At 65.9% G+C, this 24408-nt stretch carries 23 protein-coding genes and 1 other RNA gene; 3 read left to right on the top strand and 21 right to left on the bottom strand.

Going from position 1 to position 24408, the window contains the following annotated elements; genetic code table 11:
- Positions 1-111: 111 nt before the first annotated feature.
- The 5 genes from AUC47_RS14310 to ssrA all read right to left on the bottom strand — a co-directional run bounded on the left by AUC47_RS14310 (position 112) and on the right by ssrA (position 6019).
- The gene (locus AUC47_RS14310) at positions 112-534 is read right to left on the bottom strand and encodes a hypothetical protein (RefSeq protein ID WP_096715865.1); all 423 of its coding nucleotides are present in this window, start codon (positions 532-534) and stop codon (positions 112-114) included.
- Entirely contained in the window at positions 534-2609 is a 2076-nt protein-coding gene (locus tag AUC47_RS16590; RefSeq protein ID WP_143740746.1) for a phage integrase family protein, read from the bottom strand. The genes AUC47_RS14310 and AUC47_RS16590 overlap by 1 nt, the downstream gene beginning before the upstream one ends.
- A complete protein-coding gene (locus AUC47_RS16585; protein WP_143740745.1) occupies positions 2563-4131 on the bottom strand; it encodes a hypothetical protein in 1569 nt (522 codons plus the stop codon). Before AUC47_RS16585 ends, AUC47_RS16590 begins: the two co-directional genes overlap by 47 nt.
- On the bottom strand, positions 4124-5548 hold the full coding sequence (locus AUC47_RS16580; RefSeq protein ID WP_143740744.1) for a tyrosine-type recombinase/integrase: 1425 nt from the start codon (positions 5546-5548) through the stop codon (positions 4124-4126). Before AUC47_RS16580 ends, AUC47_RS16585 begins: the two co-directional genes overlap by 8 nt.
- 101 nt (positions 5549-5649) lie before the next feature.
- Positions 5650-6019, bottom strand: a transfer-messenger RNA (tmRNA) gene (ssrA, locus tag AUC47_RS14300).
- 142 nt (positions 6020-6161) lie between these two features.
- On the opposite strand from ssrA, the gene AUC47_RS14295 reads away from it, so the two are divergent.
- The gene (locus AUC47_RS14295) at positions 6162-6830 is read left to right on the top strand and encodes an SIMPL domain-containing protein (RefSeq protein WP_096715863.1); all 669 of its coding nucleotides are present in this window, start codon (positions 6162-6164) and stop codon (positions 6828-6830) included.
- Between the two features lie 24 nt (positions 6831-6854).
- Here AUC47_RS14295 and hflX read toward each other — a convergent pair whose 3' ends face one another.
- Positions 6855-8366: a GTPase HflX gene (hflX, locus tag AUC47_RS14290; RefSeq protein ID WP_096715862.1), complete on the bottom strand. Its 1512-nt coding sequence runs from the start codon at positions 8364-8366 to the stop codon at positions 6855-6857.
- Positions 8367-8434: 68 nt separating this feature from the next.
- On the opposite strand from hflX, the gene AUC47_RS14285 reads away from it, so the two are divergent.
- The gene (locus tag AUC47_RS14285; RefSeq protein WP_096715861.1) at positions 8435-9088 is read left to right on the top strand and encodes a class I SAM-dependent methyltransferase; all 654 of its coding nucleotides are present in this window, start codon (positions 8435-8437) and stop codon (positions 9086-9088) included.
- 24 nt (positions 9089-9112) lie between these two features.
- Here the strand turns inward: AUC47_RS14285 and dapF are convergent, their stop codons facing one another.
- From dapF to dapA, 15 genes are all read right to left on the bottom strand, one after another.
- Complete coding sequence (gene dapF / locus AUC47_RS14280) at positions 9113-9985, bottom strand: diaminopimelate epimerase (protein WP_096715860.1); 873 nt, start codon at positions 9983-9985, stop codon at positions 9113-9115.
- A 22-nt stretch (positions 9986-10007) separates the two neighbouring features.
- The gene (locus tag AUC47_RS14275) at positions 10008-10448 is read right to left on the bottom strand and encodes a GNAT family acetyltransferase (protein ID WP_096715859.1); all 441 of its coding nucleotides are present in this window, start codon (positions 10446-10448) and stop codon (positions 10008-10010) included.
- A 25-nt stretch (positions 10449-10473) separates the two neighbouring features.
- Positions 10474-11001, bottom strand: a complete 528-nt coding sequence (locus tag AUC47_RS14270; RefSeq protein ID WP_096715858.1) for a dihydrofolate reductase family protein — start codon at positions 10999-11001, stop codon at positions 10474-10476.
- Between the two features lie 53 nt (positions 11002-11054).
- Positions 11055-11993: a tRNA (adenosine(37)-N6)-dimethylallyltransferase MiaA gene (miaA, locus tag AUC47_RS14265; protein ID WP_096715857.1), complete on the bottom strand. Its 939-nt coding sequence runs from the start codon at positions 11991-11993 to the stop codon at positions 11055-11057.
- On the bottom strand, positions 11990-13537 hold the full coding sequence (miaB, locus tag AUC47_RS14260) for a tRNA (N6-isopentenyl adenosine(37)-C2)-methylthiotransferase MiaB (protein WP_096715856.1): 1548 nt from the start codon (positions 13535-13537) through the stop codon (positions 11990-11992). The genes miaA and miaB overlap by 4 nt, the downstream gene beginning before the upstream one ends.
- A 105-nt stretch (positions 13538-13642) precedes the next feature.
- On the bottom strand, positions 13643-14389 hold the full coding sequence (locus AUC47_RS14255; protein WP_096715855.1) for a regulatory protein RecX: 747 nt from the start codon (positions 14387-14389) through the stop codon (positions 13643-13645).
- A 246-nt stretch (positions 14390-14635) separates the two neighbouring features.
- Positions 14636-15682: a recombinase RecA gene (gene recA / locus AUC47_RS14250; protein ID WP_096715854.1), complete on the bottom strand. Its 1047-nt coding sequence runs from the start codon at positions 15680-15682 to the stop codon at positions 14636-14638.
- Between the two features lie 269 nt (positions 15683-15951).
- Positions 15952-16176 carry a DUF3046 domain-containing protein gene (locus tag AUC47_RS14245; protein WP_096715853.1) on the bottom strand — a complete coding sequence of 75 codons (225 nt, stop codon included), beginning with the start codon at positions 16174-16176 and terminating at the stop codon, positions 15952-15954.
- A gap of 21 nt (positions 16177-16197) precedes the next feature.
- Complete coding sequence (locus AUC47_RS14240; RefSeq protein WP_096715852.1) at positions 16198-16506, bottom strand: helix-turn-helix domain-containing protein; 309 nt, start codon at positions 16504-16506, stop codon at positions 16198-16200.
- 141 nt (positions 16507-16647) lie between these two features.
- Positions 16648-17127: a CinA family protein gene (locus tag AUC47_RS14235; protein ID WP_256999595.1), complete on the bottom strand. Its 480-nt coding sequence runs from the start codon at positions 17125-17127 to the stop codon at positions 16648-16650.
- On the bottom strand, positions 17124-17699 hold the full coding sequence (gene pgsA / locus AUC47_RS14230; RefSeq protein ID WP_096715850.1) for a CDP-diacylglycerol--glycerol-3-phosphate 3-phosphatidyltransferase: 576 nt from the start codon (positions 17697-17699) through the stop codon (positions 17124-17126). Before pgsA ends, AUC47_RS14235 begins: the two co-directional genes overlap by 4 nt.
- Positions 17699-20413, bottom strand: a complete 2715-nt coding sequence (locus AUC47_RS14225; RefSeq protein ID WP_096715849.1) for an FtsK/SpoIIIE family DNA translocase — start codon at positions 20411-20413, stop codon at positions 17699-17701. The genes pgsA and AUC47_RS14225 overlap by 1 nt, the downstream gene beginning before the upstream one ends.
- A gap of 73 nt (positions 20414-20486) precedes the next feature.
- Positions 20487-20981: a GNAT family N-acetyltransferase gene (locus AUC47_RS14220; RefSeq protein ID WP_096715848.1), complete on the bottom strand. Its 495-nt coding sequence runs from the start codon at positions 20979-20981 to the stop codon at positions 20487-20489.
- A 67-nt stretch (positions 20982-21048) separates the two neighbouring features.
- Entirely contained in the window at positions 21049-22725 is a 1677-nt protein-coding gene (locus tag AUC47_RS14215; RefSeq protein ID WP_096716142.1) for a ribonuclease J, read from the bottom strand.
- Between the two features lie 68 nt (positions 22726-22793).
- Positions 22794-23771, bottom strand: coding sequence for a 4-hydroxy-tetrahydrodipicolinate synthase (dapA, locus tag AUC47_RS14210; RefSeq protein ID WP_096715847.1), 978 nt, complete (start codon positions 23769-23771; stop codon positions 22794-22796).
- A 94-nt stretch (positions 23772-23865) separates the two neighbouring features.
- Here dapA and AUC47_RS14205 point away from each other — a divergent pair, with 94 nt between their 5' ends.
- Positions 23866-24408 carry an NUDIX domain-containing protein gene (locus AUC47_RS14205; protein WP_096715846.1) on the top strand — a complete coding sequence of 181 codons (543 nt, stop codon included), beginning with the start codon at positions 23866-23868 and terminating at the stop codon, positions 24406-24408.

The following is a 24408-nucleotide window of genomic DNA, read 5'->3' as shown; positions in this document are numbered from 1 at the left end:
AGAGGCGCGGCACTGATGGTCCCGACCGAGTCCGACAGCAGAGAAATTGGCATTGCCTCGGGCCCCGTCCCCTGCCCGGTTATCGTTGAGCAGAGGGTCTCGAGTGTGCTGCTACTGGAGGTTCGGAGAGCGCGGCCGCTTGATCCGGACAATTGGAGCCGCGGACTGGTCGGGCTGGGAAGCCAGCCACAGCGCGTAGATCGTCTGTAGATGAACCGCTCGTTCACCTTCCAGCACCTTGATGCGCTCCTTACCCTGCTCTAATTGTTCATCCTTATTGCGCTCTTCAACCCCCTCGGCCGACAGACCACCGGTCTCGCCCTGAAGCGCGTTGAAGCGTTCATTGATGGCGTAGCGTGTGGGTTCACGCAAGTCCTGGGCGAAAGCGCGGGCGACCGTGGCATGCGCCAAGCCCGCGACCTTCTCGATCTCTCTCTTCGTCCGCCTCAGGGTCGCACTGCCAGCCATCACCTCGATAGCTGCGAGCACTCGCTCGAACACGTCGTCGCTTACCGCGGCTGGCTTTATGGACATCAATCGTTCCTTTCGTCAGGCGGCCCGGTGATCTCGTCTCGCAGCTTGACCATTCCTGCCCTTCCGCTGCGCACGTTCTTCTCGAACCCAGGATGAAGGCCGTCCGTATCGAGGAGTGCGTCGGCTCTCGCGATCTGATGGTCCAGCACAGCTACATGTTTGGCGTGCACCACTGCGTTCGGGCAGGCTCCGGTTGCGCAGAACCGGTCGGCGAGCTTAGGCCCGCCAGGACCGCAGGCAGCTGTCTCTTCCCGATGTGCACAATCGTTTGTCGCCCCGAGGTGATAGTTTTCGGCAGCGCGCGAGATCAGCAACGCGGCGCGAGCCGGATCGGCCACCACCTGAGCGCGCAGCTCCATCAGCCGTCCTCCTGACGGACCGCCGATTGCCTCCTCTGAATAGACCAGCTCGGCGACCGCCCGACGAACTACCTTGGCGCGTTCGTCGTCAAGTACTGCACTCGCGACATGATGACGGTCGCGAGTGTAGTTGCCGGTGACCCTCAATGACGCGTGTCCTAACTGGATGCCAATCCCAATGTCCATTCCGGGGTAGGCCGCGGCATAGACGCAGAACGACCGCCGTAATGACATCGCATTGATGGTGTGACCGGGCGTGAGCCGGATCGGCGAAAGGTGAAGTTCCCGGCCTCTCCCTGGACGCCTCTCAGGAGGACTGTTGGCGAAGTCGATCAGTCTCCTGATATCGCGTTGCGCCCTGTACTCGCCGTCTTCCCCGCCGTCTCCTCGTCGACCACTGCGAGCGAACACCCGATTGGTGGCCGTCAATTGCTCGAGGGCCGTTGTCGCTTGTGTGACAACTTCGGGGATCCACCAAGTCCTGGGCCGCCCGAAGACACCTGCGTGTTTGAACGTGATCGAGGAGATCTCCGGCACGTCCAGGTCACGGTTTACCGAGCCGCGTCGGATCGCTTGAATCTCGCTGTCGCGCATCGCGGACAAGCTTGCGATCATCACATAGCACGCGGCGCGTAGCACACTAGGCAAGTACTCTGCCTCATCCATTCCGATCTCGGCGAACGGTGAATCAGGCGCGCATTCCACTAGGCCACCGTATTCAGTCTGACCCTCATCGACTGCTCTCTGTATCGTTCGACGGATCTCTGGGTTATAGGCCCGATGAGATGGTTTCGTGATGTTTTCACTGAGGTTCAACTTCCTGCGAAGCATCGCTAGGTTTGGGGCGCCCCGCGTACGCTTCTTGTTGCGCCCGAAAGCCGTGATCAGCGGAACTCGTCCTCCTCCCTCGAGATACGCCTCAAGGACGTTGACGGCATCACGACCGGAGAAGCCTCTGCCCATCTCCGGCGACGTCCGACTATCACGTAGCGCTGCATGGGCTTGAAGAATCGTGTCTTTGCACTCGAAGATGACGAAGGCCGATGCAGCAAGCAGCGGCTCCCATGTCTCTTCGCGAGGAAGCGGCGGAGTCCTCGCCTCAAGGTCCGGCTCATCGCCGGCAACTTCAGCTCCCGTCAAACCGAACCAAGGGTTGAATGACAATGGATTGGGAGCCGCCGGAGCCATCACGCGCAACTGTTGGAGGAGAGTGGCATGGGCGCGGACGGAACTGGGGCCGTTCGGCTGCCCGTTTGCGTAATGTTTGCCAGCTCGGAGGTCCTCGATGTAGGCGTTTGCGTGCTTCTGCGACCATTGCTTGAACGAAGCCAACTTGTTCGCTTCTCCCCACCTCGTTATGAGAGAAAAACGGGCGAGCTGCGCGACCATCGCCTCGAGCGGCGCGGGGTTCCTTCGCAGTACAACTCCGGCATTCACGGCGTGTGAGTGGTGGGGTCGCCCCTGAAAGAGAAGGAACAGCTTGACGTCGGGGCGGTAGCCGGAGGGTATGTCTTCGAAGTTGAGATAACGGGTCGCGAAGCCCTGGCGCCGGATCGACTGACAATCCCAACGGTTGTCGCTAAATCGCGGTCCGTCCGGCATGTCATCATGGACGTAGTCTGACGCGCGGACCGCGACCTTTCCCGCGCTATCCACGATGTGCCTCGAACTACTTCTCATCATCGCCTCGAAGTTCCTGTCGTATGCCCAGATCAACCAGCACCTCGGACGTGCGTCTGCGGGCCTCGTCAACACTTTTCGCCGGGAAGAGAGTGAGCATCGTTGCGGTCGAGCGGTGTATGTCTCGCCACAGCGAGGTCCACGTGTCGAGACGCCCGGCTGCTTCCGGGTCAGAGGCTTCGTTGAGGAGGATCATCGCAGGGAGGTGGGCTTCGGTAATTACCGCGTTGGGACAAGTGAAACATTTCCCCGCGCGCGCTACAGGGCATGTCTCGCCCTCGTCTGCGTACGGGGACTGCTCAGGCGCTGCGCATCCCGTGAGTGCTCCCTCGTATGCCCGTGGGACCGACTTGGACTCAATCGGACGGGCTTGCTGGGTGGCCACGTCCAGTCGCACAGGGCTTCCTCCTACAACCACTGCGGGGCCGACGGCTCGGTCGAACATCTCAGCGGCAGTTCTGCCCCAAAGGCGTCCCATGTGGGCGCGCATGTCAGGGCTCGCGGTATATCGTCCGAAGAAAGTTGACGGCGAATGTCGATGCTGCAATTCGAGGAAGGTATCGGTGTTGTCCATCACGTCCTTCGCGATGGCTGACTTCCTTATACGTCTCCAGTCGTGGTTGCGACTGACAGGTTCCTCGACGTGACGGAACAACCACGTTGAGAGCCGAGGTCGGCTCCAATCGTGCCGTTCGATCTCACCGGTTCGCCCTCGAGTGAGCCAGAGAGAACGGAGTCCACTCTGCTGCCGAAGCGTGTTCGTTCGTGAGATCAAGTCGTCGAACAGACTGACAACGCGACGATCATGCTTGCGCGTGTAGACCTCTTCGTCTACCGAGTGCGCACGCAGCTTGAAGATCGTGACTGCGTAACTCGTCGCCAGCCCTGAAGCAGCCAGAACGGCGGTATCCATGTCGGCGCCCCGCGGGTCGGTAGTCGATGCGACGACGTCGTCAACCGTAAGCACGCGCAACACCTCGGGCGGCTGACCGGTCGCCACGGATAGGAGGACGTGCAATGCTACGAGAACGTCAGGATCACAACTCTCTCGATCTTGGTGGGTGAGTTCCCTCGCGGCCTTTCGCATTAGAAACATCTCGCGTCTTGAGAAGTCCTGCAACGGGTTCGACGACACGAGTGAGAGCCGCGTCTTCTCCCTGACCCGTTCTACGACGCTTGGATGCAGTTTTCCTGGCTGTTCGTCTTCGATCCAGCGAAGAAATGCTGAAAGGAAGACGGCTAAACGGTAGGGTTGCTCTGTTTTCTTCTTTGCTTGCTCATCAAGCAGCTCTCGCTCCCACGCATCGAGGTGGCGACGACGAAGAGCTTCGATGCCGTCAGTCGACGCGTCGAAGCCGGGTTGGCGAGCAACGATTGCGCAGAACTTTGGAATGGCCGTTCTCAGAATGTTCACCGGCGAGATGTACTCTCGGCATAGGGCCACCCACGAACTAGCCAGTTCTCTTGCAAGCTCAGGTGCACCAAGGTTTGCTGGGACCAGCCGCAACCGCCTCGGGCCAGCGGGAGGGAACCACTCCACAACGAACTCTTCACGCATTCGTCGAGACCATTCGAACTGCAGCGTCCCGAATGACGTTTGGAACTTGATCCGAGTAACGATGAGCGTGATGGAGGTAGAGCTCGGTCGTGTCCCTTCGAGCGTGGCCAAGCAGTTCTTGCACGACAAGTAGAGGGTGAGTCAGGTGGAGGTTCGGGTTCCCGGCAGTCTCACGGCCGTGACGCATGAGCGCAGCGAGCATACGAACGGCGAAAGTATGTCGCATGATGTGCGGGGTGACGCTGAGGTGCGCAGGTGGAGAGTCCCGGTGCGGGCCAAAGAGAGCGACACGCTCGCTGGCCTCGTTGAACGTCGCGTTGAACCGTTTTAGAGATGGTCCACGGCCACCTTGCATAACGAAGAGAGCCAAAGGATCAAGCATGCCGTCAGGTCGCACGCGTACTGCATGTCGGCGTAGGTCATCGCCAATCTGTTCCGCTCGCATCATGACTCCGTCGATTCGAAACCTCGGCTCGCCATGTCGTTCGAGAACTTCAGCCATCACTAGTCTGCCGTCGCGCTTCGCTTTCCGAAGTGCGCGTTGAGCTCGCTGGACGACGTACTCGCGTTCTATGAGCCGATAGTGATCAATGGCGGTAGCAACGGCCTCGGCGACCCAAATCTCTCGAGGGCGATCCCCCTTCCCCACGCGCCAGAACACATGGACGCCGCTTGCGTCGACGGACTTGGGGATTTCTGCCTCGAGCAGCAAACTAGCTTCGAGTCGACGCAATCCGGTCGAGACCAGTGTTAGACCGAACGCGTAGTCACGTTCTGGGAAAGTCACTCGCGCCTCAGGAGCCGCCCCGTCGCCTCGCAATCCCGCTTCCAGGAAGAAGCGCGCTTGCCCCTCCGTCAAGAAGCGGATTCGTTTGACGTGTTGCTCCTTGGCTTTCATAGTTACGCGGCCGGTGGAACCCCACCGAGCCACAGGATCTCGCGCTATCCACTCTTTCTCGCGCGCGTAGCGGAAGAAGTTCGAAATGATGCTGAGTTCGCTGTTCCAGGAACTGCTCTGCAACCTGCTTCTGCGATGGTCGCGGTACTCGAAGAGGTCCTCGCGTGTGACATCGATCAGGTCTGCGCACGGATCGCGCTTATCTCGGACCCGCTCAAGCAGACGGCGGAACACCGCCGCATGTTGAGTTCGCAACGTGCCTAAGGGGTACGCACGCTGCTGCGCGGCGTCCAACAGGTATGCGTTGACGAAACGAAGCAGCTCAACCTCTCCGTTCGCTTCCGCGAGGAACGGAGTTCCGTCGGGAATCTGTAGGCCGTCAAGGGTTCCAGTGATGTCGCTCGCACGCAGAAGCGCGTCATTGATCCGAAGATCAATGACGCGCTTGCGGGAAACCTCACCAAGAACAAGAGTGTGCTTCTCGTGTTCCGGCGAGGCATCGTTCTCCTCAGCTGACAACGGCTTACCTCCGAGTCATCCTTGATGACTCGGATGATACATCTCAACCAGACCGATCTGAAGACCGATCTGAAAGTCGTGAGACACTCATTTCACGCGACATGTGGAGCTGGGGGGAATCGAACCCCCGTCCAACGCTGAGTCTCCACGCCTTCTCCGGGCGCAGTCTGTGAAAGCGTTCTGCTCGGCTCCGACCTTTGTCACAGACACCCAAGTCGACGAGCCCAGCCTGGGAGGAGTCCCACGTGACGTCCAGACGCCGTCACGCAGCAAGATTCCTAGATGACGCCAGAATCCATGCCGGAATCACACATGGTCTGACGGACTATCGGGCTCGCTTAGGCAGCGAGGGCGAAGTCGTTGCGCTTGGTTTCGGCAACTATTGTTTTGCAGAGAGCGTTTACGAGATAACTCTGCATCCTCGGCCCGCTTCTCGTGGATTCACAGGCGCTGTCGAAACCGATCAGCCCCGTCGTCCTTCTCTCGAAGGAGCCGCTGTCACTCTGTGGATTTATCACCTCGCGAACCGAAGTCCCCGAGCATCACAGACTACAACGTCGGAGCGGTCTCTGCCATTCCGCCCCTCCTTGAGCGCTGGCGTAGAGTCGCCGTCATGAGCGAAGTCACCATCACGGTCCGCGGAGAACACGAGAGGCGCATCGCACCCGAACGGGCGACCATCCAGGTCAGCGTGCGCGCCGACGGCCCCGACCGCGGCGCCGTCATCGACCGTGTGATGCGCCTGACGGAGCCGGTCCGCGCCTCGATCACGAGCAGAGCGGACGCCGGAATCGTGGTCGACTGGACGAGCAAGCGGCTCTCCGTACGCGCCGAACGCCCCTGGAACACCGAGGGCAAGCGTCTCGCTCTCGTGCACTACGCGAGCGTCGATCTCACCGCCACGTTCACCGAGGCGTCGGACCTGTCGGAGTGGGTCTCCGAGGTCTCGCCGTGGGACGGCGTCGAACTCGGCTGGGTGGACTGGCACCTCACGCCCGCGACCCGCGCCGAGATCGAGCGCGCCGTCGCCGCCGAGGCCGTCCGCGTCGCCGTGACGCGCGCCGAGGCTTATGCCGGAGCGCTGGGCCTGAACGAGGTCGCGCCGCGCGAGATCGCCGACGTCGGCCTGATCTCGAGCGGGCAGCCGTCGCCGACGCCCCCGATGATGATGAAAGCGGCCCGAGGCGCCGCCTTCGCCGCCGACGCCACGCCGGCGATGGAGTACGAGCCCGAGGACATCGCCATCTCGGCGACCGTCGAGGCGCGCTTCCTGGCGCGCTGACCTTCGCGCGGTCAGCCCGGACCGTCAGGCGTCGATCGCGAAGGGTTCCAGGTCGGCGGCGAGCCGTTCCGACACCCGTGCGTGCACGAGGGTTCCGTCCTCGCGGTGATCCACCGACAGGAGCATCCCCGTCTCGTGGATCGCCGCGACGAGATCGCCCCGGTCGTACGGCACGACCGCGCGTACCTCGACCGCGGGCTTCGGCAGAGCCTCCTCGATCGCGGCGCGCAGCTCGTCGATGCCCTCGCCCGACCGCGACGACACGAAGTGCGCCTTCGGCTCGAGTCCCTGCAAAACGAGGCGCTCGTCGGGCGCGATGAGGTCGGCCTTGTTGAAGACGACCAGTTCGGGCAGATCCCTGACTCCGACATCGCCCATCACATCGCGAACGGTCTGCAGCTGACCCGCAGGATCGGGGTGCGAACCGTCGACCACGTGCAGCACGACGTCGGCGTCACCCACCTCCTCCAGCGTCGACCGGAAGGCCTCGACCAGCTGGTGCGGCAGGTTGCGCACGAACCCGACTGTGTCGGTCAGCGTGTACACGCGGCCGTCGGAGGTCTCGGACCGGCGTACGGTCGCGTCGAGGGTCGCGAAGAGCGCGTTCTCGACGAGCACGCCCGCGCTCGTGAGCGCGTTCAACAGGCTCGACTTGCCGGCGTTCGTGTATCCGGCGATCGCGACGGACGGGATCGTGTTGCGCTTGCGCTCGGCGCGCTTCGCCTCGCGAGCAGGGCCGAAGTCACGGATCTGCCGACGGAGCAGCGCCATCTTGGTGCGAATGCGGCGACGGTCGAGCTCGATCTTCGTCTCACCCGGACCGCGGGATCCCATGCCGGCACCTCCGGCACCGACCTGGCCGCCCGCCTGACGGCTCATGGACTCACCCCATCCGCGGAGACGCGGCAGCAGGTACTCGAGCTGGGCGAGCTCGACCTGAGCCTTGCCCTCGCGGCTCTTCGCGTGCTGGCTGAAGATGTCGAGGATGACGGTCGTGCGGTCGATGACCTTGACCTTCACGACGTCCTCGAGCGCACGACGCTGGCTGGGGGCGAGTTCAGTGTCGGCGATGACGGTGTCGGCGCCGACGGCCGCGACGATGTCCTTGAGCTCCTGCGCCTTGCCGCGTCCGAGATAGGTCGCGGCATCCGGGTGCGGTCGACGCTGCAGGACGCCGTCGAGCACGACGGCACCGGCCGTCTCCGCGAGTGCGGCGAGTTCACGCAGCGAGTTCTCGGCATCCTCCTGTGCGCCCTGCGGGTACACCCCCGCAAGCACGACGTTCTCGAGTCGGAGCTGCCGGTACTCGACCTCGGTGACGTCCTCGAGCTCCGTCGAGAGTCCGGCGACGCGGCGAAGCGCGTGGCGGTCCTCAAGATCCCACTGATCGCCGTCCGACGTCGCGTGTGCGGCCGTCTCGCGGTCCTGCAGCGCCTGGGCTGCACCGAAGACTCGCGGCTCGGTGCGCCGTTCGGCGTTCGCGAGCACGCGGTCGAGCGCGTCGTCGCCGGTCGAGTGTGTCGTGGTATCCGTCATCCGTCCCTGTTCTCTGGGTTTGGTTGCGAGCCTTAACCTTAGCCCGCGCCGTCCGCTACGCTCACGGTATGGGGTCCGACCATTACTTCACTGCGGCCCCGGCGAGTCCCGAGAACCTGCGCACGATCCGTGTATCGCTCGCAGGCCGCGAGCTGGACGTCACCACAGCGGGTGGCGTCTTCAGCCCGGATCGGCTGGACGCCGGAACTGCGGTCCTGCTCGCCAACATGCCTCCGGTTCCGCCGGGAGGTCACCTTCTCGACCTCGGCAGCGGCTGGGGTCCGATCTCCCTGTCGATGGCGCTCGCCTCGCCTCACGCGACCGTCTGGGCGGTCGACGTCAATGAGCGTGCCCTCGACCTGGTCCGCCGCAACGCGGCGGCTCTCGGCCTCACCAATGTCAACGCCCGTCGCCCCGAAGATGTTCCCGGCGACGTGATGTTCCGCTCGATCCGGTCGAACCCGCCGATCCGGGTGGGCAAGAACGAGCTGCACGGACTGCTGGAGAAGTGGATCCCGCGCCTCGATGAGCGCAGCGACGCGTGGCTCGTCGTGCAGCGCAACCTGGGCGCGGATTCGTTGCAGCGCTGGATCAGCGCGACCTTCCACCCCGGTTTCAGCGTGTACCGCACCGCCACGGCCAAGGGGTACCGAGTGCTCAAGGTGCGAAAGCACGGGACTCCCCCCACTGAGCCCATCGCCCTTCCGCTCGCCGAGGACTGATCCGCCCACGAAGCACGGCGCGGGTCAGACCAGCTCGACCTCGCCGCTGAACACGAGCTGCGCTGGTCCGGACAGACCGACGTGCTCGCCGTCTTCGGCAGGGAACATCCGCACCCCCAGGACGCCACCGGGGACCTCGACGCGCCAATGATCCGGCGCCTGCGCGCCGGCCCAGTGCCGCACCGCCAGCGCAGTCGCCGCGACGCCCGTGCCGCAGCTCAGCGTCTCACCGACACCGCGCTCCGACACGCGCATGCGCACGTGACCCACCCCGTCGCGAACCAGCGGCTCAGCGGGGACGACGAACTCGACATTCGCACCGTGCGGCGGCGCGGGGTCGAGTTCGGGAGCGCGATGCAGTTCGAGGGCCGCCAGCTCGGCGTCTTCGGCCAGCGCCACGACCACGTGCGGGTTGCCGACGTCGATGCCGAGTCCCGGACGCGTGACCGCGAGCCCGTCGGCCTTCACGAGGGGGTCGCCGCCGGAGAGTCGCCACGCGCCGAGGTCGACCTGGTATCCGGTATCGCTCCGGGTGATGTCTCGGACTCCTGCGCGGGTGCCGATCGGAAGGGTCGACCCGGGCTCGAGCGACGCGAGGCCCGACCGCAGGAGGTAGTGGGCGAAGACGCGGATGCCGTTGCCGCACATCTCCGCGAGGGATCCGTCGGCGTTGCGGTAGTCCATGAACCACTCGGCGGCGGGCTCCTCGTCGAGCGACGCGCGGCCCTCCGGGATCGCCGAGGAGCGCACGACCCTGAGGATGCCGTCTGCGCCGATCCCGAAGTGACGGTCGCAGAGCGCGGCGACCTGTTCGGCGGTCAGCTCGAGCGTGCCGTCGGGGTCGGCGATGATGACGAAATCGTTGCCTGTGCCGTGCCCCTTGGTGAATGCGACCATGCCACCAGTCTATGGATCGCGCCTATGCGTCGACGATCAGTCGCTTCCCTGTGTTGCTCACCGAGAACCGTTCGTATCCGAGGCTGTCGTAGAAGGCCAGCACCGACTCGTTGCCCTCGCGGACCATGAGCTGGATCTTCGGGCACCCCATGGCGAGGAGCAGCCGCTCGGCTTCTTCGACGACGGCGCGGGCGACACCGCGCTTGCGGTGAGTGAGCGCCGTCGCGAGGTAGTACAGCCATCCGCGGTGCCCGTCGTACCCCGCCATCACGGTTCCGACGATGCGCGACTCAGTGCCGTCGCCGTCATCGAACGCGACGAGGAACAGCTCGGGCTGCACCTGGAGCTTGCGTTCGATGTCTCGGCGCGGATCGTTCCAAGGCCTGGTGAGCCCCGCCTCCTCCCAGAGCGCGACGACCGCCTCGGTGTCTCGGGGGTCGAATGCGCGGATTTCCCAGGCCATGCCTCGAGTCTAGGATCGTGCGGTCTCAGTCTTTGACGACGCGATAGCGCCCGCAGAGGAACGCGCGGTTGCGGGCGACGTCCAGCAAGTCGAGGGTGAGCCTACGGGGCAGCAGCGGAGCGCCCGAGCCGAGGGTCACCGGCGCGTACTGAACCCAAACCTCGTCGAGGAGTCCGGAGTCGGCGAACTGACCCGCGAGCTCTCCCCCGCCTACCACCCAGACGTCCCTCCCGCCGGCAGCCTCGACCATCTCCGCATGGGCGGCCGCGATGTCACCCTGCGCGAAGCGGACGTCCCCGCTCGTCGGGCGCTCGAGGTCGCGGTGAGTGAACACCCACGTCGGCTGCGTGTACCCCCACTTCCCCTCCTCGTGCCGCATCACCCACTCGTACGTGGACGCCCCCATCGCGAGCACGCCCATCCCCCGCTCGAACTCCTGGTACGCCATCGGGCCGTCCTGGTCGATGTCCTGGGAGAGGAGCCAGTCGAGGGAGTGGTCGGCGGTCGCGATGAAGCCGTCGAGACTGGATGCGGTGTAGTAATGGGTCGCCATGGCGACAGGGTCGCACGGACGTCGGACATTCACCCGCCGGCGCCCAGGCAGGGTCAGTCCGGGAGGAGCGATCGCGCCTCGACCGGCGAGTCGTGCCATTCCAGGCCGGGGTACCGCTTGAACCACGAGACCTGCCGACGCGCGTATCGACGGGTGAGCGCTTGGGTCTGCTCGATCGCCTCTCTTTCGGAGAGGACCCCGTCGAGTTGTGCGAGTGCTTGCGCGTATCCGATCGCCCGACGAGCGGTCACTCCGCGCTCCAGTCCCTGCTCTCGGAGCGCGGCGACCTCGGTCTCCAGCCCCGCGCGCCACATACGCTCCACGCGCTCATCGAGGCGCTGCACCAGGCGCGGTCGGTCGACGTGCACACCGATGATGCGAGTGCCGGCTTGCCAGAGCGCGGGATCGGAAGGAAGAGCAGCTCCATGGGTGGCGCTCCCCTGCTCGAGCACCTCGAGGGCGCGCATCACGCGTCGCGCGTTCCTGGTGTCGATACGATCCGCCGTCCCGGGGTCGAGTCGGCGCAGTCGGGCGATCAACGCGTCGAGTCCGCTGTCGTCGAGTTCGCGTTGGAGCCGTTCGCGGATGGCGGTGTCACGGGGCGGGAACGTGAAGTCGAAGACGACGCTGGAGACGTACAGACCCGATCCCCCGACGACGATCGCGTCCCCGCCGCGAGAATGGATGTCGGTCACGGCCGCGCGTGCCAGGGGCTGGTACCAGGCCACGGCCGCTTCCTCCTCGACGTCGCGTACGTCGAGAAGATGGTGCGGGATGCCGCGGCGCTCGTCGACCGCCAGCTTCGCCGTGCCGATGTCCATGCCCCGATAGAGCTGCATGGCATCGGCGTTGACGATCTCCGCGTGGTTGCCTCGGGCACGCAGAGTCTCGGCGAGGTCGAGAGCGAGATCGCTCTTCCCCGTGCCCGTGGCGCCGACGATCGCCCACAGCTTCGGAGTACCCGACGTCGTGGTGGAGTTGTCTTCGGTCACACGCCGACGCGGAGCGTGGGGAGGCCGAGTGACACCGCTCGTGTCCCACCGGTCGAGGCCGGAGCGGGCACCGCGCAGGATTCCGCCTGAGCACGATCCCACGCGTCGCCTCCGCGCGTGCGACGGATTCGCAGCGGCGCGCCGGTCGGATCGTCGGCGAGCAGGTGGAACGGCGCTGCGTGGCTGATCGTGACGGTCACGACATCACCCGGGCGCGGCAGATCCGAGCCGGGAGTCACCTCGAAGTGCACGAGACGGTTGTCCTGCCCTCGACCGGTGAGGCGGTGGGTCTCGGCATCCTTCTTACCCTCGCCCGTCGAGACCAGCACCTCGACCTCGCGGCCGACCTGCTTCTGGTTCTCCTCGAGAGAGATGCGCTCCTGCAGCGCGATCAGGCGGTTGTAGCGCTCTTGGACGACGGCCTTGGGGACCTGGTCCTCCATCGTCGCCGCCGGGGTGCCCTCGCGGATCGAGTACTGGAACGTGAAGGCACTCGCGAAACGCGACTGCTCGACGACCCGCATGGTGTCTTCGAAGTCCTCGTCGGTCTCACCCGGGAATCCGACGATGATGTCGGTGGTGATCGCCGCGTGGGGAATCCGGTCGCGCACCCGCTCGAGGATGCCGAGGAACTTCTCGCTGCGATAGGACCGCCGCATCGCTTTGAGGATGCGGTCGCTGCCCGACTGCAGCGGCATGTGCAGCTGCGGCATCACGTTCGGCGTCTCCGCCATGGCGTCGATCACGTCGTCGGTGAAGGCCGCGGGGTGAGGGCTGGTGAAGCGGACGCGCTCGAGACCCTCGATCTCCCCGGTCGCACGGAGAAGCTTGCCGAAAGCCTGGCGGTCGCCGAATTCGACGCCGTAGGAGTTCACGTTCTGGCCGAGGAGCGTGACCTCGATCGCGCCGTCTTCGACCAGCAGTCGGATCTCGTTCAGGATGTCGCCGGGTCGGCGGTCCTTCTCCTTGCCGCGCAGACTCGGCACGATGCAGAACGTGCAGGTGTTGTTGCATCCGACGGAGATCGACACCCATCCGCTGTGGGCGAAGTCGCGCTTGGTCGGGAGCGTCGATGGGAAGATCTCGAGCGACTCGAGGATCTCCAGCTCCGCCTCGCCGTTGTGACGCGCGCGTTCCAGCAGACCCGGGAGCGAGCCCATGTTGTGCGTGCCGAAGACGACATCGACCCATGGGGCTTTATCGAGCACGGCTTGCTTGTCCATCTGCGCGAGGCAGCCGCCGACGGCGATCTGCATGCCGTCCTTTCGGCGCTTGACGGCGGCGAGCTGTCCGAGTGTGCCGTAGAGCTTGCCGGCCGCGTTGTCGCGCACCGCACAGGTGTTGATGATGACGACGTCGGCTTCGTCTCCGGCCTCCGCTCGCACGTACCCCGCGCTTTCGAGTGAACCCGACAGGCGCTCGGAGTCGTGCACGTTCATCTGACACCCGAAGGTGCGCACCTCGTAGGAACGCTGCCTGCCGTCGTGGTCGATCGCCGCCGACGATGAGGAGATGATCGTCGGCTCGCTGCGCGGGATAGTCATGATGAAGCCATTCTACGAGCGTGTCGCGAGGGCGCCCGCGGCCGCCGATGAAACGTATGTGGAGGGTGATGACCCGCTGGTCGTCGAGGCAGTCAGATCGTCGGGTCAGTCAGAGTCGACGAAGCGCACTCCGCTCGAGCTGCGACCGGACGCTTCCGCCAATGCGGTCTTCGCCGCGTTCATCGCGACCCCGCCGTTGTAGCCACGTCGCGCGAGCTGTCCGACGAGACGGCGGAGGGCGGTGTCCGGGTCGAGCCTGGCCAGAGACTTCGCCTTGGTCCTCGCGAACTCGAGGGCCCGCTCCGCGTCGTCGTCCGGCAGCTCTTCAAGAGCGCCGTCGATGATCTCGCGAGGAATCCCTCGCTGAGCGAGTGCGCGAGTGAGAGCCACGCGACCCTGCCCCTTGCGTGCCACTCCCCCTGTGACGAGTTGCTCGGCGAGAAGCGCATCGTCGAGGTAGCCGCGGCGCTCGAACTCTGCGACGACATCGTCCATCTGATGCGGGTCAAGACGTCGTCCGTCGCGCTCGTAGCCCCGCAGCACAAGACGAGCTTCGGACACCGACAGCGATCGTGAGCGGAGCTTGCGCACGAGCAGCTCCTCCGCTGCCGCACGGATCTCCTCATCGCTCTGCGGAGACCGCGCACCCGCTCCGGCCTCTTCTGATGCGTCGCCCGAAGAATCGGGCACGGTGTTGAGCGGACGCAGCCGAGGACTTCGCCCTGCCGCACCGCGAGCAGGATGGCGGTCGCTCGGAGAGCCGGCCGATTCCTCATCGCGCGAGGAGTGCGAGATGTCGTTGCCGTCCCACGTCGACCGCCAGAGCCCCGCGTCCCCGGTGCGCCGCGGCATGACGGCTTCCGCTGCGCGCCGCTTGTCATCGGGTCCTCCAGCGGTCGTAGCGCCTCGATGCGGCCCGTGCTCGTCAGCGCGGGGGTTCTGGTCTCCCACTGAAGCGGAACCCGAAGTCCGGCGCCGCCCGCCGAAAAGCGGGGTCACGGGAGCGAGCCGCTCGGACTCGCCCCCGCGATCACTCATCGCACACTCCGGCCATCGGAGCGTTCGTTCCTCGACCGTCGAACTGCCTGCGCATAGCTCTTACGCGGGGCGACGCTCAGCGAGCTCGTCGCCGGGAGCCGCAGCAGCCGGCCCGCCGATCCCGAGCTTTTGCTTGATCTGCGTCTCGATCGTGAGAGCGATGTCAGGGTTCTTGATCAGGAACGTGCGGGCGTTCTCCTTGCCCTGTCCGAGCTGATCTCCGTCGTAGGTGTACCACGAGCCCGACTTCTTCACGATGCCGTGGTCGACGCCGAAGTCGATGAGACTGCCCTCGCGGGAGATGCCGACGCCGTAGAGGATGTCGAACTCCGCCTGCTTGAAGGGAGGTGCCATCTTGTTCTTGACGACCTTGACCCTGGTGCGGTTTCCGACGGCGTCGGTACCGTCCTTGAGGGTCTCGATACGACGGATGTCCATGCGCACCGACGCGTAGAACTTCAACGCCTTTCCACCGGCGGTGGTCTCCGGCGATCCGAAGAAGACACCGATCTTCTCGCGCAGCTGGTTGATGAAGATCATCGTCGTGTTGGTCTGGTTGAGACCACCGGTCAGCTTACGGAGAGCCTGCGACATGAGGCGGGCCTGGAGACCGACGTGAGAGTCTCCCATCTCACCTTCGATCTCGGCTCGGGGCACGAGAGCGGCGACCGAGTCGATCACGATCAGATCGATCGCCCCGGAGCGCACGAGCATGTCAGCGATCTCGAGCGCCTGCTCACCCGTGTCGGGCTGCGAGACGAGCAGTGCATCGATGTCGACGCCGAGCTTGGCCGCGTAGTCGGGGTCGAGCGCGTGCTCCGCGTCGATGAATGCCGCGATGCCGCCGGAGCGCTGGGCGTTGGCGATCGCATGCAGCGTGAGCGTGGTCTTACCCGAGGACTCGGGTCCGTAGATCTCCACGATGCGGCCACGCGGGAGCCCGCCGACGCCGAGAGCGACGTCGAGAGCGATCGATCCGGTCGGGATCACGGCGACCGGTGCGCGCTCGTCGCTGCCCAGTCGCATGACGGAGCCCTTACCGAACTGCCGGTCGATCTGAGCGAGTGCGGTCTCGAGGGACTTCTCGCGGTCTGCGGGTGATGGCATGACGTGCTCCTTATGCTCGCGTGGTGCCGCCTGTAGGCTGTCGCGGTCGTCCCGGGATCGGGACGAACTCTCCGACAAGGCGTATGGCTCTTCGGCCTGTTATCACCGTACGAGGGGCCACCGACATTGCATCGCGTGAGCCAGTGAACGGGGAGAACGAGATCTCCGAACCACTTGTGCAGAACGTTACGCGCATATCGAACACATCTTCGACGACACGCCGAAACGAGTCGGGCGAATCTCGAAGTGAACCGCCGAAGCCGCCGTTCTCAACGCTTGCGCGGTTCCAGTCGCCCTGCACCATGGCGTCGCTCGAGAGGCACGTCCGTCTCGGCGCACAGCGCGAGCCAGATGTCGCGCGGGGGAACGCCCGCATCCAACGCGGCCTCAGCCGTGCGGCCGGACAGCTGCGTCAGCACGAGATCGCTCACCAGCGAAGACGAGCGTCCGCCGAACTCAGCCTCCACGGCGCGGAGGAACTCACTGCGACGCATGGAGAGTCGAAGAACCCGGCGTCAGCGGAGTGAGAGCTCGGGCTCGACGGCTGCCACCAGGTCGTCGGGGACGACATCGGGGAACACCTGGATGCCCTCGAGAACCGAGATGCGGTCGCCGACCTCGCGCATGATCGTCGAGATGGGGACATCGAGCGCGTCCGCGACCGAAGCGAGGATCTCGCTGGAGGCTTCCTTCTGACCGCGCTCGACCTCGCTGAGGTATCCGAGAGCGACGGATGCCTTACTCGCGACCTGGCGGAGCGTCCGCCCCTTCTGAAGTCGGAAGTCCCTCAGAACATCGCCGATTTCCTGCCGTACGAGAATCATCGGAACCTCCTCCCAGATCGCCTACTCGAGGTCTCCCCCGATGGAATCGTCAGTCTAGTCGTATCGACTGTCACAGAATCTACCCTTGCACGCTGTGCTTTCGGTGTGAGCACATTTATGACAACGGACACGCTGACGTCACTATTCCCGGGTCAGTCGCCGCAGAAGCGAGAGCACGGCATCGACCGCGCTGGAGCGGATCTCCGCCCGGTCGCCGTCGAACCGGAACGACTCGCTGACCGAGCACTCCGGGGTGACGACGGCGACGTGCACGGTGCCGACGGGCTGTCCGTCGGGCGAGTCCGGACCCGCGATGCCGGTCGTCGCGATCCCGACGTCGGCTGGTCTTCCGACGCCGACGGCGCGGCGCACACCGTCAGCCATCTGCAGCGCCACGCGCGGGTGAACGGGCCCGTGCGCCGCCAGGAGCGCCTCGTCGACCCCGAGCAACGAGTGCTTGACCGGAGTCGCGTAAGCCACGACGGCACCCCACAGCGCCGCCGAGGCGCCGGGAACCCTCACGAGCTCCGCCGCGACGGCGCCGCCAGTCAGGGACTCGGCCACGCCCAGCGTCCAGCCGCGTCGGGTGAGGGCACCGACGACGTCGGAGGCGTTCGTCACGCAGACCGCCTCGATCCTCTGACCTGAGCGACGATGTAGTCGATCCCGCTCGCCACCGTGAGGATCAGAACGATGATCATCAGCACGGCTGTGACGACCACCCATGGCCAGAGACCGATCACCACGTGCAGCGGGAGCAGCGCCCATGCGAGCGCGACCCCCTGCGCAGCCGTCTTGAGCTTGCCCATCCACGCCGCTGCGACCACGTGCTCCTTCGCGACGATCAACCGGTGAACCGTGATCCCCCACTCTCGCACCAGGATCACCACGACGACCCACCAGTTGATCTCACCGAGGATCGCGAGACCGATGAACCCGGCTCCGGTGAGGAGCTTGTCGGCGATCGGATCCCACAGCTTGCCGAAGTCGCTGACGATGTCATAGCGCCGGGCGAGGTAGCCGTCGACCCAGTCGGTGGAGATGGCGACGACGAAGAGGACCGCCGCGATCCAGCGCACCGTCAGATCGGCCAGGCCGTACGCGCCGCCCAGCAGGAGCAGAACGAAGAACACGATCGCGAGCGGGATGCGGGCCACCGTGATCGCGTTGGGCAGCTGCCGAGGAATCGCCATCAGTCGCGTCCCGTCAGGCCCCAGGCGTCTTCGTCGCCCTCGCCCTCGACGACGGGCAGTCCTTCGAACTGCGCCTCCACCGGATCGCGCGGAGCAGCGGGTCCCGCGGCCGCCGCCGCCGCCGCGGGCGCAGCGCCGACGGGCGCCGGCACGTCTTCGCCGCGGAGCTTCGCCATGACCTGCGGAAGCTGCTCGGGCGTCGCAAGCACATCGCGAGCCTTGGATCCCTCGGACGGGCCGACGATCTCCCTCGACTCGAGCAGATCCATCAGGCGGCCCGCCTTCGCGAAGCCGACACGCAGCTTGCGCTGCAGCATGGACGTCGAGCCGAACTGCGACGACACGATGAGCTCGGCAGCGGCCAGGAGGAGCTCGAGGTCGTCTCCGATGTCCTCGTCGACCTCCTTCTTCTTGCTCGGCTCCATCGCCTCCTGCACGTCGGACCGGTACTCGGGACGCGCCTGGCGTGTGACGTGCTTGACGACCGCGTCGATCTCCTTCTCGTCGACCCACGCACCCTGCAGCCGGAACGGCTTCGACGATCCCATCGGCGAGAACAGAGCGTCACCTTGACCGATGAGCTTGTCGGCGCCGGGGCTGTCGAGGATCACGCGGCTGTCGGTGACGCTCGTGACGGCGAATGCCAGACGTGAGGGGACGTTGGCCTTGATCAGACCGGTCACGACGTCGACGCTCGGGCGCTGCGTGGCGAGGACGAGATGGATGCCGGACGCACGCGCGAGCTGCGTGATGCGGACGATCGAGTCCTCGACATCACGCGGGGCGACCATCATGAGGTCCGCGAGCTCGTCGACGACCACGAGCAGGTACGGGTACGGCTTGAGCACGCGTTCGCTGCCGACCGGTACCTCGACCTCGCCGGCGCGCACGGCCCTGTTGAAGTCGTCGATGTGACGGAAGCCGAACGACGCGAGGTCGTCGTACCGCATGTCCATCTCCTTCACGACCCACTGCAGCGCCTCGGCTGCCTTCTTGGGGTTCGTGATGATGGGCGTGATGAGGTGGGGCACCCCGGCGTAGCTGGTCAGCTCGACGCGCTTGGGGTCGATCAGGACCATGCGCACGTCCGATGGACGTGCGCGCATGAGCAGGCTCGTGATCATCGAGTTGACGAAGCTCGACTTACCCGAACCGGTCGAACCGGCCACGAGCAGGTGCGGCATCTTCGCGAGGTTGGCGACGACGAAGTTGCCGCCCACGTCCTTGCCGACGCCGATCGTCAACGGGTGCGTACTCTTGTGCGCCGCCTGCGAGCGGAGGACATCTCCCAGCGCGACGGTCTCTCGGTCTGTGTTCGGGATCTCGATGCCGATCGCGCTCTTGCCCGGGATCGGCGAGAGGATGCGCACGTCGTTCGACGCGACCGCGTACGCGAAGTTGTTGCTGAGCTGCAGGATCTTCTCGACCTTGACGCCGTGCCCGACCTCGACCTCGTACTGCGTGACCGTCGGACCGCGCGAGAAGCCCGTGACCTTCGCATCGACGTTGAACTGCGAGAGCACGCTCGTGATCTGCTCGACGATACGGTCGTTCGCCTCCGAACGGGCGACCGAGGGCGGCCCCTCCGCGAGCACGCCCGGCGACGGGAGGATGTACGGCGCGACGGGAGCCTGCGGGCCGCCGTCTCCGGGGCCGTCCGTGCCGAACCCGTCGAGTCCGGGAAGCTCGGGCATCTCGCCGGTGTCCGACTCGTCGTCGAGGAGCGCTGTCGTCTGCTGCTCTGCGAGGGCGTCGGTCACCGAGCGCACATCGGACAGCACCTCCGTCGCCGCGTCGTACGGGTTCGCGACCGTGACGGCCTGGTCGTAGGCGGGAGTGGCCTCCTGAGTCCCGAGGAGCGCCGTGATGTCGTCGGAGCCCAAGGTTCCCTCGTCGGGGTCCTCCTCGCGACCCGTCTTGTTGCGACGCCACCACGGCAGCACGTCGGGGTCGTCGACCTTGTCCGCGTCGTCGATCGCCGCAGCATCCTTCACCGGCTTCTCGATGCGCTCGGCGTCGAACATCCACGCGTAGAGATCGCCGAGGCGCTGTCCGATGCGGTTCGGCGGCGTCTTCGTGAGGATCAGGATGCTGAGCACCACGAGGAGCGACAGCACGAGGTACGCCGGGATGTCGGTCAGATACGTCAGGGGCTGCCCGACCAGCCACCCGAGCAGGCCGCCGGATTCGCTGAGCGCCGGCATCCCCTGGTTCGGATGCGGTCGAGGACCAGCCACGTGGAAGATGCCGGACAGCGCCAGCACGAACATCCCGAAGCCGATGCCGATGCGCCCGTTGTCGTGCACCGACGAGGGGTGGCGGAACAGCCACCCCGCAAGCAGGAGGAGGAGCACGGGCATGATGAATGCGACGCGCCCGACGAACAGACCGACCGAGTAGGCGCTGATGTTCGCTGCGACCTCGTTGCCGATGAAGAACCACTCGTTCACGGCGCCGGCGATCGCGAGCAGCACGAGCAGGAACGGGAAGCCGTCGCGGCGGTCGTCCTTCTCGAGGGTCTCGGGTCCGAACGCCCGGAACAGACCACCGACGCCGTGTGCGAGACCGCCCCACGCGCGCACGATCACCGGAGGCTTGTCGAGGTCGTCGATGTACTTCTTCGGTGCGGCCTGAGCCTTCGGCGCGGCCTGGCGCTTCGGGCGCGACGACGCGCCGCTCGAAGCGCGCTCAGTCTTGGTGGTACTCCTGGCCATGCTTCCACGGTACGACCAACCTCCGACGATGCCGCGTAATGACGCGGCACTCGCGGGATCCGCGACTCTCCGGTCAGACCGTCACCCTGACCATCGTCTCGCGGGATCCGGTCGACTCCACGACCGAGAACCCTTCAGCGCGGTACAGGTTGCGAGCGAAGTTCTCCCTTTCGACGCTCAGGCTGATTCGCGCGTGACCCTGTGAGCCGGCGAGCTCCACGACTCCGCGCAGCAGTGACCGGCCCACGCCGCGCGCCCGCCAGAGCGGGTGTACGCCGATGATGAGCTCGGGCACCGCGATGCCGACGAACCCGAGGCCCGGCTCGTTCTGCGGGAGCATGCGGTACCAGGCAGCTCCGATAGGCACGTCGTCCGCATCGATCGCCACGAGTCCGTCATCCGCCGTCCGCTTCCAACCGGCCAGGTAGCGACGATGCTCCGCGGAGGCGAGCACCTCGTGTCGAGGTCGCAGCCCACCGGAGCGCCAGTTCGCGGCCTCGACGAGCATGTCGCCGAGGAACTTCGCATCGGTCTGGACGGCCCTGCGAGACGTGAACGCCCTGTACATGCCGGGAGCATAGGGCGCGCGTGTTACGTCCGGATGTCGGCCACCCGTGAGAGCGAGCGGACCCCCGTCAGGCCTCGATGACGAGCGGCACGATCATCGGGCGACGACGGAGCTTCTGGTTGACCCACCGGCCGATCGTGCGGCGAACGACCTGCGACAGCGCGTGCGTGTCGCGGACGCCGTTGCCCGACGCCTCCTTGAGGGCGGCGACGATCTTCGGCGAGACGTCATCGAAGACCGAGTCGTCCTCGGCGATGCCTCGCGCGTGGATCTCGGGCCCCGAGATGATGCGCCCGGTCGCGGCATCCACGACGACGATGACCGAGACGAAACCCTCTTCGCCGAGGATGCGGCGGTCCTTGAGGTCGGCATCGGTGATCTCGCCCACGGTCGAGCCGTCGACGTAGACGAAACCGAGGTCGAGCTGACCCGCGACGCGCGCGTCGCCGTCCTTCAGATCGATCACGGTGCCGTTCGACGCGATGATCGTCCGCTCGGCGGCGATTCCGGTGTCCTGAGCGAGTTTCGCGTTCGCCATGAGGTGGCGGTACTCGCCGTGCACGGGGAGGACGTTCTTCGGCTTCAGGATGTTGTAGCAGTAGAGAAGCTCGCCGGCGGCGGCGTGGCCGGACACGTGCACCCGGGCGTTGGCCTTGTGCACGACGTTCGCGCCGAGCTTCGTGAGTCCGTCGATCACGCGGTACACGGCGTTCTCGTTGCCGGGGATCAGGCTCGAGGCGAGGATGACGGTGTCGCCCTCGCTGATCTCGATCGCGTGGTCGAGGTTCGCCATCCGGCTGAGCACGGCCATCGGCTCGCCCTGCGATCCGGTCGACATGTAGACGATGCGGTCGTCCGGAAGGTCGCGGGCCTTCTTGAAGTCGATGAGCACGCCCTCCGGCACCTTGAGGTATCCGAGCTGCTCGGCGATCGTCATGTTCCGCACCATGCTGCGGCCGAGGAAGGCCACGCGGCGACCGTGCGCGTGAGCCGCGTCGATGACCTGCTGCACACGGTGCACGTGGCTGGAGAAGCTCGCGACGATCACGCGACGAGGCGCCTTCGCGATCACCTGGTCGAGCACCGGCCCGATCGAGCGCTCGGTCGGGGTGAAGCCGGGTACGTCGGCGTTGGTGGAGTCGACGAGGAACAGGTCGACGCCCTCCTCCCCCAGACGCGAGAACGCACGGAGGTCCGTGATGCGACCGTCGAGCGGCAGCTGGTCCATCTTGAAGTCGCCGGTGGCGAGCACCATGCCGGCCGGCGTGCGGATCGCGACGGCGAGAGCATCCGGGATCGAGTGGTTCACGGCGACGAACTCGAGGTCGAACGGCCCGACCTGCTCGCGCTGGCCCTCCGTGACGGTGAGCGTGAAGGCCTTGATGCGGTGTTCCTTGAGCTTCGCCTCGACCAGCGCAAGGGTCAGACCGGAGCCGATGAGCGGGATGTCGCTCTTGAGGCGCAGCAGGTACGGCACGGCACCGATGTGATCTTCGTGACCGTGCGTGAGCACGACGCCGACGATGTCGTCGAGCCTGTCTTTGATCGGCTCGAAGTCCGGCAGGATCAGGTCGACTCCCGGCTGGTGCTCCTCGGGGAACAGCACTCCGCAGTCGACGATCAGGATCTTGCCGTCGAACTCGAAGATGGTCATGTTGCGGCCGACCTCGCCGAGTCCGCCGAGCGGGGTGACGCGCAGCGTCCCCCGTTCGAGGTCGGTGGGATCTGCGATCGGGATGGACATGCGCTCTCCTCTGTCGAACGCTTCCCGCGTCCGGTCGTTCATGATGTCGCGGCGCACCGCGACCCGTGTCAGCGTGTCGTGCCGTGCACCTTCGGCAGGGCGCCGCCTGCGGCCGCGTTGCGGTCGGGGCGGAAGTTCGAGAAGTCGGCACCCGGGACGTCCCTGACGAGGTCGAGCTCGTCCTCGATCAGGGCCGCCTCCCACTCCTCCGGTCCGACGAGGGGCAGACGGACGCGCGGGCTCGAGATGCGGCCGAGCCCGTGCAGGATGTACTTCGCCGCGACAGTGCCGGGCACGTGGGTCATGACGGCGCGGACGAGCGGCTCGAGACGCTTGTGCTCTGCGGTCGCGGCCGCGAGGTCGCCGCGGTTCACGGCATCCACGATGGTGCGATACGGCGTCGCGGCGATGTTCGCGGTGACGCCGATCATTCCCGTCGCGCCGATCGCGAGGTGCGGCAGCACGTTCGCGTCGTCGCCGGAGAAGTACATGAGATCCGTCTGGTTGAGCACGCGGCTCACCTCGGAGAAGTCGCCCTTGGCGTCCTTCACCGCGAGGATGTTCGGATGCTTCGCGAGACGGAGGATCGTCTCGTACTTGATCGGCACGCCCGTGCGGCCCGGGATGTCGTACAGGATGACCGGGAGGTCGGTGGCGTCCGCGACGAGCCGGAAGTGGGTGAGGATGCCGGCCTGGGTCGGCTTGTTGTAGTACGGCGTGACGATCATGATGCCGTCGGCGCCGGCCTTCTCGCTGGCCTTGTAGAGCTCGATCGCGTGGGCGGTCTCGTTGGAACCGCCGCCGGTGATGATCTTCGCGCGACCGGCGGAGACCGACTTGCCTACCTCGACGAGCTTGAGCTTCTCGGGGTCCGTCAGGGTCGAGGTCTCGCCGGTCGTTCCCGTCACGACGATGCCGTCCGCTCCAGCGGTGATCACGTCATCGATGTGCTTCTCGACGGCGGGCCAGTCGACTTCGCCGTCGGCGGTCATCGGAGTGACCAGCGCGACGAGAACCTGTCCGAAGGGGTTGCCCGAGTGCGTCATGATCCCAGCGTATCGGTCGGCCGGGGTTCACGCCGACGCTGCGGGCCGGATGACGTCGCCTCGACCCCTGACGGAGACGCCTAGGCTCTGACTCATGAGTTGGGTCACGCACGATTCGTCGACGGTCTACGAGAACGCCTGGATCTCGGTGCGCGAGGATCGCGTGACCGGACCCAGCGGCGATGGGATCTACGGAGTCGTGACGATGCGCAATCCGGCGGTGTTCGTGGTCGCCGTCGACGACCAGGACCGGGTCTGCCTCGTCACACTCGAGCGCTACACGACGGGACGGTCGATCGAGATACCGGCCGGCGGCAGCGACGGCGAGGAGCCCCTCGTCGCCGCGCAGCGGGAGCTCGCGGAGGAGACCGGCTTCGAGGCGGCCGACTGGACACGGATCGGCACGATGAACGCTCTCAACGGCATCGCGGATGCTCCGGAGTACGTCTTCCTCGCGCGCGGTCTTCGCCCGATCGCGGGCGCCGACACGCGCACGCAGAACGAGGAGGGTATCGACGCGGTCGCCTGGGAGCCGTTCTCCGAGGTTCTGGCCATGATCTCCGACGGCCGCATCACCGACGGCGAAACGGTCGCTGCGATCGCCATGGCCGGGATCCGGCTGGGTCGCTTCCGCTGA

Origin of the sequence: Microbacterium sp. SZ1, from assembly GCF_002362255.1 — a bacterium.
In the GTDB taxonomy this organism is placed as follows: Bacteria; Actinomycetota; Actinomycetes; order Actinomycetales; family Microbacteriaceae; genus Microbacterium.
The sequence above is the reverse complement of the archived record's forward strand: the minus strand, read 5'-3'. Positions and strand labels throughout refer to the sequence as shown.